This is a genomic window from Paenibacillus sp. FSL H8-0537 (assembly GCF_038051995.1).
Classification (GTDB): Bacteria; Bacillota; Bacilli; order Paenibacillales; family Paenibacillaceae; genus Pristimantibacillus.
In genome coordinates this window covers 2,763,914-2,777,445 of sequence record NZ_CP150290.1, presented here as the reverse complement: position 1 = coordinate 2,777,445, position 13,532 = coordinate 2,763,914, and the positions used below count along the sequence as shown (strand labels likewise).

Annotated in this window: 17 protein-coding genes, 1 tRNA gene and 1 pseudogene; 6 read left to right on the top strand and 13 right to left on the bottom strand. The window is 46.3% G+C overall.

Annotated features, from left to right (window positions below; translation table 11 throughout):
- Positions 1-71 precede the first annotated feature (71 nt).
- Positions 72-347 carry a hypothetical protein gene (locus MHB80_RS11680; RefSeq protein ID WP_341282293.1) on the bottom strand — a complete coding sequence of 92 codons (276 nt, stop codon included), beginning with the start codon at positions 345-347 and terminating at the stop codon, positions 72-74.
- A gap of 139 nt (positions 348-486) precedes the next feature.
- Here MHB80_RS11680 and MHB80_RS11675 point away from each other — a divergent pair.
- Positions 487-795: pseudogene (locus MHB80_RS11675) on the top strand (DinB family protein); the annotation flags it as partial.
- Positions 796-960: 165 nt separating this feature from the next.
- Here MHB80_RS11675 and MHB80_RS11670 read toward each other — a convergent pair.
- Positions 961-2,136 carry an MFS transporter gene (locus MHB80_RS11670; RefSeq protein ID WP_341282292.1) on the bottom strand — a complete coding sequence of 392 codons (1,176 nt, stop codon included), beginning with the start codon at positions 2,134-2,136 and terminating at the stop codon, positions 961-963.
- Between the two features lie 21 nt (positions 2,137-2,157).
- Positions 2,158-3,444, bottom strand: coding sequence for an MFS transporter (locus MHB80_RS11665; RefSeq protein ID WP_341282291.1), 1,287 nt, complete (start codon positions 3,442-3,444; stop codon positions 2,158-2,160).
- 123 nt (positions 3,445-3,567) lie between these two features.
- On the opposite strand from MHB80_RS11665, the gene MHB80_RS11660 reads away from it, so the two are divergent.
- Positions 3,568-5,037: an aminotransferase class I/II-fold pyridoxal phosphate-dependent enzyme gene (locus MHB80_RS11660; protein WP_341282290.1), complete on the top strand. Its 1,470-nt coding sequence runs from the start codon at positions 3,568-3,570 to the stop codon at positions 5,035-5,037.
- 119 nt (positions 5,038-5,156) lie between these two features.
- Here the strand turns inward: MHB80_RS11660 and MHB80_RS11655 are convergent, their stop codons facing one another.
- From MHB80_RS11655 to MHB80_RS11645, 3 genes are all read right to left on the bottom strand, one after another.
- Positions 5,157-5,471, bottom strand: a complete 315-nt coding sequence (locus tag MHB80_RS11655) for a DUF1292 domain-containing protein (protein WP_341282289.1) — start codon at positions 5,469-5,471, stop codon at positions 5,157-5,159.
- A gap of 216 nt (positions 5,472-5,687) precedes the next feature.
- Positions 5,688-6,251: a stalk domain-containing protein gene (locus MHB80_RS11650; protein ID WP_341282288.1), complete on the bottom strand. Its 564-nt coding sequence runs from the start codon at positions 6,249-6,251 to the stop codon at positions 5,688-5,690.
- A gap of 227 nt (positions 6,252-6,478) precedes the next feature.
- Entirely contained in the window at positions 6,479-6,682 is a 204-nt protein-coding gene (locus MHB80_RS11645) for a hypothetical protein (protein ID WP_341282287.1), read from the bottom strand.
- 138 nt (positions 6,683-6,820) lie between these two features.
- Between MHB80_RS11645 and MHB80_RS11640 the strand changes: the two genes are divergently transcribed.
- A complete protein-coding gene (locus tag MHB80_RS11640) occupies positions 6,821-7,546 on the top strand; it encodes an MBL fold metallo-hydrolase (RefSeq protein WP_341282286.1) in 726 nt (241 codons plus the stop codon).
- Between the two features lie 101 nt (positions 7,547-7,647).
- Here the strand turns inward: MHB80_RS11640 and MHB80_RS11635 are convergent, their stop codons facing one another.
- From MHB80_RS11635 to MHB80_RS11620, 4 genes are all read right to left on the bottom strand, one after another.
- Complete coding sequence (locus MHB80_RS11635) at positions 7,648-7,899, bottom strand: DUF3892 domain-containing protein (RefSeq protein WP_341282285.1); 252 nt, start codon at positions 7,897-7,899, stop codon at positions 7,648-7,650.
- A 311-nt stretch (positions 7,900-8,210) separates the two neighbouring features.
- Positions 8,211-8,333, bottom strand: coding sequence for a cyclic lactone autoinducer peptide (locus MHB80_RS11630; RefSeq protein ID WP_341282284.1), 123 nt, complete (start codon positions 8,331-8,333; stop codon positions 8,211-8,213).
- On the bottom strand, positions 8,311-8,859 hold the full coding sequence (locus MHB80_RS11625) for an accessory gene regulator B family protein (protein ID WP_341282283.1): 549 nt from the start codon (positions 8,857-8,859) through the stop codon (positions 8,311-8,313). The genes MHB80_RS11630 and MHB80_RS11625 overlap by 23 nt, the downstream gene beginning before the upstream one ends.
- Positions 8,819-9,481, bottom strand: coding sequence for a hypothetical protein (locus MHB80_RS11620; RefSeq protein ID WP_341282282.1), 663 nt, complete (start codon positions 9,479-9,481; stop codon positions 8,819-8,821). Before MHB80_RS11620 ends, MHB80_RS11625 begins: the two co-directional genes overlap by 41 nt.
- 130 nt (positions 9,482-9,611) lie before the next feature.
- On the opposite strand from MHB80_RS11620, the gene MHB80_RS11615 reads away from it, so the two are divergent.
- Together MHB80_RS11615 and MHB80_RS11610 are read left to right on the top strand one after the other, a co-directional pair.
- A complete protein-coding gene (locus MHB80_RS11615) occupies positions 9,612-10,454 on the top strand; it encodes a Ku protein (protein WP_341282942.1) in 843 nt (280 codons plus the stop codon).
- Entirely contained in the window at positions 10,451-11,338 is an 888-nt protein-coding gene (locus MHB80_RS11610; protein WP_341282281.1) for a DNA ligase, read from the top strand. The genes MHB80_RS11615 and MHB80_RS11610 overlap by 4 nt, the downstream gene beginning before the upstream one ends.
- Positions 11,339-11,639: 301 nt before the next feature.
- Here MHB80_RS11610 and MHB80_RS11605 read toward each other — a convergent pair whose 3' ends face one another.
- Both MHB80_RS11605 and MHB80_RS11600 read right to left on the bottom strand, forming a co-directional pair.
- Complete coding sequence (locus MHB80_RS11605; RefSeq protein WP_341282280.1) at positions 11,640-12,017, bottom strand: hypothetical protein; 378 nt, start codon at positions 12,015-12,017, stop codon at positions 11,640-11,642.
- 2 nt (positions 12,018-12,019) lie between these two features.
- A complete protein-coding gene (locus tag MHB80_RS11600; protein ID WP_341282279.1) occupies positions 12,020-12,208 on the bottom strand; it encodes a hypothetical protein in 189 nt (62 codons plus the stop codon).
- A gap of 951 nt (positions 12,209-13,159) precedes the next feature.
- Between MHB80_RS11600 and MHB80_RS11595 the strand changes: the two genes are divergently transcribed.
- On the top strand, positions 13,160-13,351 hold the full coding sequence (locus MHB80_RS11595; protein WP_341282278.1) for a hypothetical protein: 192 nt from the start codon (positions 13,160-13,162) through the stop codon (positions 13,349-13,351).
- Here MHB80_RS11595 and MHB80_RS11590 read toward each other — a convergent pair.
- Positions 13,342-13,414, bottom strand: a tRNA-Val gene (locus MHB80_RS11590). The two genes, MHB80_RS11595 and MHB80_RS11590, sit on opposite strands and share 10 nt — an antisense overlap.
- Positions 13,415-13,532: the final 118 nt, after the last annotated feature.

The window sequence follows — 13,532 nt, the reverse complement described above, 5'->3', positions numbered from 1 at the left end:
CTTTTTGCCGATTAGCAGATTTCGTAGATATGCCCGCTTGATGGAAAACGATTGGTAAGTAAGTAGTCTGGTCACTTGGATATCTTGCGCTTCAACAGCCTTACCAAATAATAGGCAGCTACCCCAACTAACATGACGGGCAATACTTGCAGCCACGCCCAAATAGGAGTGTTGTCCACCCAGCCAGCGGTTACGTTTTTCTGCAAATAGTCTACAGAAGCATATTGTTCCATTATGTCGGGGACATAATGCTCCGTCATATACATGCCGCCGAGTATTTGCGCACCGTAATAAACAATGACAAAGGCAACTCCTGTCAGCAATGCGCGAAAAATCGTTTTTTTCATCTACTTCACCTCTCTTTGCATTCATATCCTCATATTACCATATATTTTTGTGAAAAATTAATTAGCTGTCCCTTTTGTTCTTCATATAAAACACAACTCGAAGCATTCCTTGCTGATGCCCAAAACGACTGAGACAAGCCTTTCCACTCCAATGCCGTTTCGGCGGGAAGCTTTGGAAAGATGTGAAGACGTACTGGAGGAATTCGATACGAACGTCGTCAAGCTAGAAAAGCTGTTAGCCGATTGCGATGAGAAAACACTCGGGGAGGAGTGGACCTTGCGCAGCGGCGACCATATCATTCTGCGCCAACCGCGGGCGCTCGCGCTTCGCACCTTCGGACTCAGCCATATGGTCCACCACCGGGCCCAGCTTGGGGTATATTACCGGCTGCTCGATATTCCGGTGCCTGCTCTCTACGGTGCATCAGCCGACGAAGAAGGCAAATGAATGTAGAATGAATGTAGACGCACCATACAGCCGAACCGTCGCGGGACATCGGTCACTTCTCGTTTGCGTTTAGCCAAAAAGTCCCCTAGAAATGAAAATAGAGCTGCCCGAAGGCAGCCCCAAATAGAATGATTATGTTTGATCTGGATGTCGGTATTGTAGAAATCAGGCTTGCGCTGCTGCCTTCTTTTTATCCATTTGCCGGAATTGTACGAGCAGCAGCAGCGCTGCCAAACATAGAATGCCCCCTGATACATATGGAAGCCTTAAATCAAGCGTGAACAGGAACGTTCCTGCCAGCGGCCCCGCAATCCGTCCCAAGCTGTCCATCGACGAGCTGAGCCCTGAGGCAACGCCCTGTCCAACCGTCGTCTTCTGAGTAATTAATGACGTTACACAAGGGCGAATGAGCGCATTGCCAATGCCGAACACGGCCAAGGAAAGCGTGGCCCACCAAAGCGAATGCGCAGCAAGCAGCATGAAAAAGCCAATGCTGGATATGACAAGCCCGATGGCAATGTATTTGCCCTCTTCGCCTGCTTTGATTCTTCTCCGCACGACACCGCCTTGAATTAACGCACCGACAAAGCCGCAGACGAAAAATAAAATCCCCACCTGCAGCGGCGTTACATCAAAGCGCCTCATGCCGAAAAACTGCAACGTCGCTTCCAATCCTGCCAGCGTAAACGTGACGAAAAAAGCCAGTATGTACAAATATTTTAGCGGCCCGGTAAAAGCTTTCCAGCGCGACTCGCGGCGGCTTGACCCACTGCGGCGCTGCTCCGGTGCAAGCGACTCCTTGAGCTTGGCCCATGCGAGCACGAATGTAATCAGCGCAAGCGCAGAAGCTGCATAAAACGGCGTTTCCAGCGACACAAGGCTCAACAGTCCGCCAAAGCCAGGTCCAATCGTAAAGCCAAGGCCGATTGACATGCCGACCAGTCCCATGCCCTTGGTGCGTTCCTCAGGCGTTGTAATATCCGCTACGTAAGCAACAATAACCGAGGTTACTGCACCGGAAAACAAGCCTCCCAGCACACGGGATAAATACATCAGCGTCAAATTGCCCGACGACAAGCCGAATAAGACAAAGCTTAGAGCGAAGCCAAGTACGCCAATGAGAATGATAGGCCGTCTGCCGATTCGGTCAGACAAGCTTCCCCATACCGGAGAAAGCACAAACGATACAGCCGAATATACCGCGAGCATTAAGCCCGTATGCGCCTCCGCGCCAAGCGGATCTGCTGCTTTAATAATTTCGGGCATGACCGGGATAATAATCCCGAAGCCAATAAATGTTGTCATTAAGGTAGCCATTACAATTAACAAGCGTCTGTCCATTAAGCTCATCCCCTCCACACGTTATGTTATCATAACTGGCTGTTTTCTGGTAATGAACAAATGGAGAACAAATAGGACAAGCAGCATTGCTCCGCTGACTAGAAATGGCGCCTGATGGCCGAAGGTATCCCACAGCTTGCCGGACAAAATCGTGCCCAGCACCATGCCTGAGCCTTCGATCGTCAGGAAGAAGCCCCATACGGCACCGCGCTCCGCCTTCGGAATCGCTTGGGCAATTAAAGCATTCCAGGCCGGAATGATGCAGGCATAGCCAATGCCTACAATCGCCACAATAACAAGTACAAGCGGCAGCGAACGGGTCATGCCAAGCAGCGGCAGCGAGATGGCGGCGAGCAGAAACCCGACATGCAAAAACCATTTTGTCCCGACCCGATCCACAAGCTTCCCTACCGGAATGAGCCCCAGCACCGTAATGGCTCCGCCAGCGATGAGAAACCAGCTGTACTGGGCGGGCGTCAGATGGAGCACCGAACGCGCGAACAGCGTTAAGATCGGTGTAAGCAGGCCAAGCGAGAAGTTCTGCACAAACATCGCCGGGTAAAGCAGCTTGCTGGCATGAAGCGACTTGCCTACTTTGGCAAAATAACGGCTGGCGCGAACTTTGAACGGCTCTCTGACAGCATCGCCTTTTCCTGCTGCATGCGAAGCCGTCTGTGACGCAGACTCTTCCGCTGCACCTGAACGCTGCTTCATGCGCCCGCGTCCGGGCAGAAACATCGTCGTCAGCACAACGACGATCATACCGCCAATGATGAGGCGGAAAGCTGCCGTATACGAGCTGGATAGCAGAAAATTAATCGCAATTGGCCCCGCGCCCACACCAACCAGCCAAGCAACATAGACAACACTCATCGCCCGGCCATTCGCTTCCTCTCCAGCCTCCTCTGTCGCCCCTGTAATGACGCACGGCCATAGGGGGGACGTCCCAATGCCAAGCAGCAGACAAGCGGCAACTATCCAGCTTGTATGATGGGCAAAAGCGACCAGCAATACGGCCGTAAAGGTCAGCACAATACCCGCAAGCATCACGGAGCGGTAGCCCAAACGGTCAATGAGCCAGCCAATCGGGCTGCGAAACAAATTATCGCCAATATATTGCAGCGCCAGTGCCCAGCCAATCGCGTAGGCTGATAAACCAAGCACCGTTCCCATGTACACAGGCAGAATGGAAATGAGCAGCGCTCCCTTTACAAATTCAATAATAAACATAATGATCAGCAGTTGAATAATAAAAGGTGAGCGCCAAATAACGACGCCGGATGGCTTTTTGCCTGTACGTTCTTTCATTTAATATCGAGCCTCCGTTTCTGCCGCAAGCAAGCGTTTAAAAAAAAGCTTCTTGCATTCCGACTTGTTTTTGCTATACTCAACCTTGTTTGTATTTTAACTAGAGAGGCAGGGATGAAAGCGATGGATCATAACAAAACCCCGCTCTTCAGCGCATTACGCCGCCATGCGGAACAGAATCCAACCCAATTTCATATTCCAGGACATAAGAAAGGTTTAGGCAGCGATGCCGAATTTCGTGCATTTATCGGCGATAACGCGTTATCGATCGATTTAATAAATATAGCTCCGCTGGATGACCTGCATCAGCCTACCGGCGTTATTGAGGAAGCCCAGAAGCTTGCAGCCGATGCTTTCGGCGCAGATTATACTTATTTTTCCGTACAAGGCACAAGCGGTGCCATTATTACGATGATCATGAGCGTCTGCCTTCCCGGCGATAAAATCATCGTCCCGCGCAATGTGCATAAGTCCATTATGGCGGCAATTATTTTTGCAGGTGCCCGTCCGATCTTTATCTCACCCGTGCGTGACGAAAATCTCGGCATTGATCACGGCATTACGACACGCGCTGTCAAACGTGCGCTGGACAAGCATCCCGACTCTAAAGCCGTGCTTGTTATCAACCCGACGTATTACGGCGTATGTGCCGATCTGAAGGAAATCGTTGATCTGGTGCATACATTCGATATTCCTGTGCTGGTAGATGAAGCGCATGGCGTGCTCATTCATTTCAATGAAAAGCTTCCCATGTCCGCCATGCAGGCTGGCGCAGATATGGCAGCGACGAGCGTTCATAAGCTGGGCGGCTCCATGACGCAAAGCTCCGTGCTGAACGTGCGCGGAGGCCGGGTTAATCCCCACCGTATTCAAACGATTATCAGCATGCTGACGACAACGTCGACGTCTTATATTTTGCTGTCGTCGCTCGATACGTCGCGCCGAAATTTGGCTCTAAACGGCCACAAGCTGGCTGAACAAGCGATCGAGCTGGCCGAGTATGCCCGCAAGAGCATCAATGAAATTTCCGGCTTGTACTGCTTTGGACGGGAAATATTAGGTGGAGAGGCTACCTTTGATCTCGACCCAACCAAGGTCGCTATTCATGTCCGCCATCTCGGCATTACCGGCTATGAGACGGAAAACTGGCTCCGTGACCATTTCAACCTCGAAATTGAAATGAGCGATATGTATAACATTCTTTGCCTTGTTACGCCGGGTGATACATCCGATTCAATAGAAAAATTGCTGGAGGCGCTGCGTGCGCTGTCGGACAGCTTCCATGAAGGCGCCGAGGCTCGCGAGCTCGTTGTCAAAATCCCGGATATTCCCCAGCTGTCGCTCTCGCCGCGCGATGCTTTCTACGGACAGACCGAGGTCGTTCCGTTCAAAGAGTCGGCTGGTCGGATTATCGCCGAATTTATTTATGTTTACCCGCCAGGCATCCCTATTCTACTCCCAGGCGAGGTTATTTCCCAGAAAAATATTGACTATATTGTGGAGCATGTTGAAGTTGGCCTTCCTGTTAAAGGTCCAGAGGACCGCAACGTTGAATTCGTTAAAGTTATTTTCGAGGAAACAGCTATTTCCTAATATTCGAACAAAAGACACCTGCTGTCCCAAGAGCATTCGCCCTTGGTGACGCAGGTGTCTTATGCATGCACAGCTAAGGTGCATGATGACTTGCTAGGTCAGCGGAAAGAGAGGAAAACCTACTCTTCTTTTGCTGCGTTTTCAGTAACGGCGATTTCTTCATAAATCTTCGTTACGCGATCCCATTCTTCATCGTCTTCGATACCAACGAGGTATGCCTCGTCGTTCTCTTCCTCGATGCGGAAAATAACGCCGTCTGCTTCAGGATCATTGCGATCCAGCAGTACCGCATAAGCGTTGTTCTCGGATTCAAACGTATAAACCATGACCATCTCGCGTTCCTGGCCCTCATCGTCCGTTACAATAAATACACTTTCTTCATGTTCATGGTCTTCTCCGCAACCGCAATCTGCGCCATGATTATGCTCAGTCATTGTTTTACCCCATTTCAGTCAATTATCCATACCTGAGTATCGTACCATGAGACCTAGCAGCGGTCAAACAAGCGTAAACGGCCGTCGCCGTCATCCGGAGGCAAAGCTACCGTTTCGCGATGAAATATAAGAAATTATAAGCTTGAAACTAATAATTTCTTATATTTCGAAAAAGCCCGCGTTTCCTCCACTTGGAAGAAACGCAGGCCGTCGCCGTTATTGCGAAGAAATCAGCTTCTCCGAGACGAGCGTCCAATCGTCGGATGAGCTCATTTTCAGGAAAAATCTCACCGCATATTTCCCCGAATACTCGAAATTATACTTCAAGTCTTCCGTCCGATACCAAAAGTTATCCTTCGTAATCTTATCGGTCTGCGTCTGAATGACCTTCTCGCTGCCATACGGATCAAATATCGATACTTTAACCGCGGCAATATCCGTCTTCAAATTGTCGACCTGCGACAATACGCTGAACGTATACGAGCTGCCCTTGGTCACATTGCCAAACAACTTGCTATCCTGCATCAGTACAATATGTACATTCGGTCTCGTTAAGGTTGCCTTCTTATTCTGCCCATCCCAATTGACGATGGTTTGCAGGCTATTGGCTATTTCCCGAATCGGCAGGTAAGTCTTGCCATCCACCATAATGCCGCCTTCTTCAAGCTCGCTGCCATTCAGGAGAACCTTCACGGTCTGCGAGGCCGCATTGGCAATCATTAAGGTACTGCTGCATAAAAAAAGCGCCAGCAGCAAAATCGCTATTTTTCTGAATTTCATAGGTGAGTACCCTCCATCCGCTTTGTCTGGATATATGGTTATACTCTTCAAAATGAATAGAGTTGCGCTGTTACAGAAACTTTTTCAGCCCTGTACCAGCGCTATATGATGGCTCCAGCACAGGCTTGCGCTCTCCCTTTTTTCACACCATCATTTACAGGGATTTAAGCAGCTTGCCCGCGCGAAAAAAAATGTAGAAATATGCGGTTGCCTTGTAAATATTCCGGTTAATGATAGGTGCGGGTGAGCACGCAAGGAACCCCTTTTCCAACTGCGCCCGGCTCGGACATTCGGTCCAAATACGCGAGTCCCCTTGCACAAGGTGTCGGACACACTTCGCAGACGGGGGATAGCACCAATTTATATTGGTACTGCTTCCGTTCACCTGACGGTTGTTTCTTCTTAACGTTTTTGCCTTTTCCTTTGCTCATTGCTGCTCTGTCCTCCCTGCCGGATCTTGCTCCTGCATTATATGTAGGTACCCGGCAAAGGGTATCTCTATTTGTCAGTTTGCCAATCATTTGATACATTAAATGTAGCGAGATGATTTCGAAGACGGGGGTGTTCCATTGCATATACAAATGATCGGAACAGGGAGTGCTTTTGCCAAGAAATATGATAATAACAATGCGCTAATTGAGGTGCCAGGATTTAAATTGCTGGTCGATTGCGGCATTACGCTGCCCAAAGCGCTGCATGAGACGAATCTTTCGTTCGATGAGCTGGATGCGGTGCTGATCAGCCATATTCATGGCGACCATGTGGGCGGGCTGGAGGAATATGCTTTTCAAATGATGTTCCTTTACGGGAAAAAACCCGTGCTGTACATCGCCTCCTCGCTAGTGGAGCCGCTGTGGGAGCAGACGCTGCGCGGCGGGCTGACGCAAGGAACATTGCAATCGATTGATGATTTCTTTGAAGTAAGACGGCTGGAGGAAGGCGCCCAGCATGAGCTGCATCCAGGGTTGACGGTAAAGCTGCTTAAGACCGAACATATTGCCTTGAAAGACAGCTATTCGTTTATTTTCAATCAGCACTTCTTCTATTCGGCAGATATGAAGTTCAGCCAGTCTTTGCTGGAGCAGCTTGTGGAGGATGGCGTGGATACGATTTTTCACGACTGCCAGCTGATTGCGCCAGGTGTTGTACATGCCTGTCTCGACGAGCTGCTGACACTGCCGGAGCCGCTGCAGGAGAAGGTATGGCTCATGCATTATGGGGATACGATGGAAAATCACATAGGTCATACGGGGAAAATGCGGTTTGTAAAGCAGCGTGAGACTTATACGGTGTAGGTTCAATACGCAGAAATGACCATCAACCATTGCAAAAAGAGCCTGACGTTTTTTCGCGTCAGGCTCTTTCTCTGCTGGCTATGCTCAGATCGGCGTTCTGCTTAAAACATCGGAAGCTGATCCAAATTGTTCGTAGGATCGCCGTCTGCGTCGCCACGGATGTACGTTTCGCCATCTCTGCCTTTGAAAGCATTCACGCCAGCGATTTGCCCTGCCTGCACCTCTTGCAGCGCCGTCTGGTAATCCAGTACACGGCCCGATGACGTTTTAAAGCTCGTCAGATCCCCGTCACCATTTTTCTGTACCGCTACAATTTGCTCTCTTTCCCCATTGCTCCATTCGTTCGCGCTCATATTAAGCTCGCCTCCTTCGTATTGTGAGCGGCAATTACCGCTCGCCACTCGGCATTCAATCGATAGGATGCGTAGCTTTTGAGAATTTTATGCGGGATGGATTATACGCAGAAAAAATTTGAAGCAGACAGTCTTGAATTACCTTCAATTTTCTAACCATATCGCATTTAAACCATTGAAAAAAGAACCAGTCATCGATTTGACATCGACAACTGGCTGCTTAGTTAGGTGATTCATTACTGCCTAATATTCATTCACTTCAAAAAATAGTATTTATCAAGGGTTTCTATTGTGTGCACTTGTGTTCACTACTATTTCAAAAGCTCTTTCGGTGTCTCTGGTTGATTGACGTAAAGAAAGCTTGCTGTTCTTACTGAAAGAACAGCCGCGCCGTCCAGTAATGTAGCCAATTTATATACTAGATTTTTTAGCATGAGTACTCACCACCTTAGCCAGAATTAACGTAACGCACTGCACTAACAATGTTAATGCAATTATAGACGATTCTATCCATAAATTGCTACTTATAATTACAACTGATATCAATTTTAGTACCGGGTAGAAGCGTCTAGAAATTCGCGACTGTTTCTCGATGTCTGATGGAGCGAATAACAGTGCAAGCAGCAGATTGATTGAATTGATTACCAACAGCGTTCCACTCGAAAATGCTGGTGTGAACGACAGCGCCGTCGCCACCCCAATCGATACCACGACACACATCGTTCCCGATTTAAGATGTAGCCCACCTGATGCCTGCCTAAGTACCGCAAACGAGATAAGAGCCGCTAATACACCGCCCAGCTTGCCTGTGAATAACGCTATGAGCAGCGCCCCTGAAATAATAAATAGAGCGTTTAAGATTAATGACAAAGCGTACTGCAGTCGCGCTTCCGAAGCTGGATGCTCTGGGACAATGGCCTTAATGCTTATTGCCAGTCTTCTCGAAAAAGTTTCCAACATTGGACCTGACCTCCTTCAGGTACGAATAAACAAAGAAAAATAACGCAGTTGCAAAATAATAAACGATATTAAGAATCTCGCTGCGCTGATGCAGAATGAATGCAAAACCTATTAAGATCGCAATAATAAAACCTCCGACTACACGCCGTTCATGCGGAAAGCGCATTTTCTCAGAAATTTCCTCCACAAAACCTATTCTAAGCCTGTTTAAGCCCCAAGCTATAGATAAATTAATACAGGCTGTGAACATCTGCAGCAAGTATCCCATATATGGCTGTGCTTTTATCTCGGCTACTGAAAAGAACGGAAATGTGTTTACAATTGCGCCCTGTATCATGGCAAAAATAAAATAGCCCAATCCGGTAATAATCAACGATGCAAAAAACGGAATCTTTTTAACAACACTCAGGAATATTACGAATATGAAAATGTTAATGACTGGAACTACACTTTCAAGCGAAAGCTCCTCCCTCAAAAAATAACTTTGCAGGCTCGATAGCGTTATGACGATAAGAGCAGAGTAAAAGCTGGAAGTATCATGTCTGTAAATCTTTAGCATCAGAAAGAGAATGCCAAAACCCTCGATAATTGAAAAAAGCATAAATAATACAAACTCTATCATTATTTTCTCCCTTTATCTTTTAATCCATCATTGCATGGGGACATGCTGAATGCAATACAGAATTTGATGCTAAATGAATAGCTTCCCAGTAAATGTACACTCTAAATTAAAACAACAAGGAGTGTTATATATGCATACCGTCTGGAAAGGCGCAATTAGCTTCGGGTTGGTGCATGTCCCCGTTAAAATGCACTCGGCCACGGAGGACAGGGACATATCATTTCGCAGCTTGCACAAGGATTGTGGCATGCCAATTAATTATGCGAAAACATGTCGCCATTGTAATAAGGAAATTGGCCCTGACGAAATTGTGAAGGGTTTCGAGTATGAAAAAGATAAATATGTGATTGTTAAAGAGGAAGAGTTGGAGGCAATCAAGCCAAATTCAGCCAAGACTATACAGATTTTAGATTTTGTAGACCTCGCTGAAATTGATCCCGTTTATTATCAAAAAGCCTATTACCTTTCTCCTGACATGGCGGGCGCTGGCGCGTATAGCCTGCTGCTAGAGGCGATTCGACAAACAGGCAAAATAGGTATAGCTAAAATATCTATTCGCTCCAAAGGCAGTCTTGCAGCGGTTCGGGTAGTCGGGAACTGCTTGTGTTTGGAAACGATGTTTTTTCCCGATGAAATTCGTGCTATCAGCCAGGTTCCAAGCCTACCCGCACAAACAGCTGTGAATGAAAAGGAACTCGATATGGCTAAGATGCTGATTGAGCAGCTCAGCGAGCCCTTTGACGCTGCTAAATATACGGATGACTACCGCATCGCGCTTACTGAGCTGATACAGCAAAAAATAGCCGGTCAAAGTGTTGACGTTGTATCCGCTCCAGCAGCTTCAGGACGAACCAATGTCATTGATTTGATGGCCGCGCTGCAGGCCAGCTTGGATGCAACAAAGAACGCGACACCGCCTGCGCCGGCTCCTAAGAAAAAACGCGCCTCCAAAGCAAAAGGAACTGCATCATGATGCAACTGCAGCTTCCTGCCGTTCCTATGGCTCCTATAACATCTCCTGATATACCGAGCGGCCCTGAATGGTGCTATCAGATAAAATGGGATGGCGTTCGTACTTTGGTTCGTTTAGACGGAAAAGGAGGGGTAGAACTGTTTGGGCGGCGTTTAGAGCCGCGTAATCACACTTTTCCAGAAATCGTGTCCTTATTAGAACCCCTACGTGTAGGGCCTTGCATTTTGGATGGCGAGATCGCTTATTTTGATGGCATACGACCAAACTTTCAAAGAGCCAAACTCGGGGTCCGAAAACGAGCCCATGAGGATGGCCTTATATTTGTAATGTTTGACATGCTCAACTCAAATGGTGAGGATATACGAAAGCTCCCTTTTAAACAACGTTTTGAGAAGTTACAAGCTTCCTTCCCTGAGAAAATGCCACGTCTATTTGTAACTGATTTGCACTTCGATGGACAGCAGCTTTGGAAATGGCTTAATGATCGTGAATGGGAAGGAATTATCTCAAAAAGATTAGATGGCCCATATATGGAAGGAAAGAAACATCAATATTGGTTTAAAAAACGAAAAGAAGTCCGGTTAGTTGCAGACGTCGTCGGCATTAAACAGCGTGACGGACAGGTATCAAGCCTGGTCCTACGATATGAAGGCAGATACATCGGGCATGTGTCAGGGCTCGACAATGCCTCTAAGCAGGTGCTGAAGCAATTTATGATGGCGCATCCGGGCGAATGCCCTTTTCCCGACCTTTCTAATGGCATGAAAAAATCTGACGTCGTTTGGATTGCTTCTCCCTTCAACTGCCGGGTAAGTGCGCTCGAATTTACGGAATCCGGCCTATTAAGACAGCCTAGATTACTTGGGTTTGGTGATGGCGAATGAAAAAAGGCAATAAGTTCAAACCCGCGGATGCTCAAGCTGGTTTGTCCCCATCCCCTTTTCACTGACAGTACGCAAAAAAATCCTGAAACCCTTATATAAAGGATTTCAGGATTTTTAATTGTATGATCTGTAGTGGGCTCGAACCACTGACCCCTACCCATCTATTCCCTTACGTTTTTTTAGTGGCTTTTTCTCACATACTGTCTTAGTGTAGTGTATTCTCCCACAATACTTGCAGCTCTTATACATATCGTCACCTACCTACACGCAACAAAAAAGCCACTCTAATATAAGAGTGACTTTACCAGCCTTCTTCTCCAGATTCCATAAACTCTTCAACTTTAGCCATAACCTGTTGAAAATCGAACCTAGTCATTTGTCCAATATAGTTTTCTTTTCTAAATGTAGATGAGTCAACTTGAGCAACACAATTAGCCTTAACATAGGAAGGCTTTTCTAAATCAATCTCATCCCACTTGAAAATTGGCACTTTCCACTTATCGTATCGAAAATCAAAATCAACTATCCCTTGTCCAGTTATTGTAGCAAATGTAGCAAATGTAGCAAATATTGGTAATCCGTCTTTTATCTCCAAAATAACTACTCGTCTAGTTTCACTTATCCCTCCCTCAGGATAATGAACCTCATACCAAAATACCTGACCTTCTTTTAGAATCAAATTTACTTCTTGAATTCCTCAAACCATTTACGATGTAAGGGGTAATCGGAGTCAATTTGGGCTTTACCTTCAGAAACGTTCAGACGGGGAACTTTTTGCTGGAATTTTGGATTATCAGATAAAGACTTTTTTATAGTCTCATGATTAATTGCGGCGTTCATATCTTTTTCCTCCTCATTATCACTCATCATGACGCACCTCCTAGAACTATTCTAAGATGTATTAACCAAAAACACTGTCGGTTTGAAGGTCGATGAGATAATATTAATGTTGTAGTTTCGATAGGTATAAACAAAAGGTGACTTGGATAAACTAATAATGAGGTTGTCTGTCAAGTTTTCGCGAACATCGCGAACAGCACTCCCAGTATTACCCTGTAAAAATTATACTACGTATCAAACAAATACGCCACATAATTACAGGTAATTTGACCCCAGAAAAAAGAGTCAAAACAGATACAATTTCTCGACTAAAAAAAGTACTCATCTATTCTAATTATTTACCTTCTACAATATAGGAAATTCTAGAGCATTTTTCACAACCAATTTTCAATCAATTCCCACTCATATTTCTCTCCACTTAAATAACAACATGTCTCCATGTCCTTCCTTCAAGAACATCAAACGCATCCCGTTAACTATCTCTAATCTGTTTAGCCACAATCAAATCTCTGCCACTATAGATCAACAACTTACCCATATTATATCCGTGAGTAAGCAGGGCATTAGCAAGACGCTAACGATGCGGAAAGATATCAGAAGGATTAAGCATCTATTAAATTGCTTTCTCTCCCTTAGAGAGTTTTCTTTTATCTTCAATAAAGCCATATGTATCAAGGGTTATAAGAATTTTTGATAAAAGAGAAATATGAAATAGATTGAAAACCCTAATAATATCAACGGTTTCAGCGATTTTCTATTAGGTAAAGTAATCACGGAATCTGAATCGATCCTTTTATCGCCTTATTGTAAAGGCCGAGGTTACGAAAATCCGATTTCATGATATGCGACACACACACGTTGTTATGCTGCTGAAGATGCGGGAAAACAACAAGAGGATAGCTGAACGCCTGGGATGGGCCAGCGTTAAGATGCTGGACCGCTATGCGCATGTGACACCACATATGCAAAGGGAAACAGCGGATGCATTCGGGGATATGTTTTTCAGTTCCGACACCAAAAATGGCACCAGTTCGCTTTAATCAAGTAAAGGGCACCAATCCGGCACCAGATGCCGATTTTGGGGCGATCTTTATGTATGCCCAAAAAAGCAAAAAAGCCCGGGAAACCACGTATAATGCGGCTTCTCAGGCTTTTTCTTTGTATGATCTGTAGTGGGCTCGAACCACTGACCCCTACCCTGTCAAGATAGTGCTCTCCCAGCTGAGCTAACAGATCGTATATTAGCGACGTTTATTAATATACCAAGTTCGGGCGGAAAAGTCAACCATTTTACTACTACTTTTTTGGGATTTCAAACAAAAAGCTTCGTCCTCCTACAAATCGGAGAATGAAG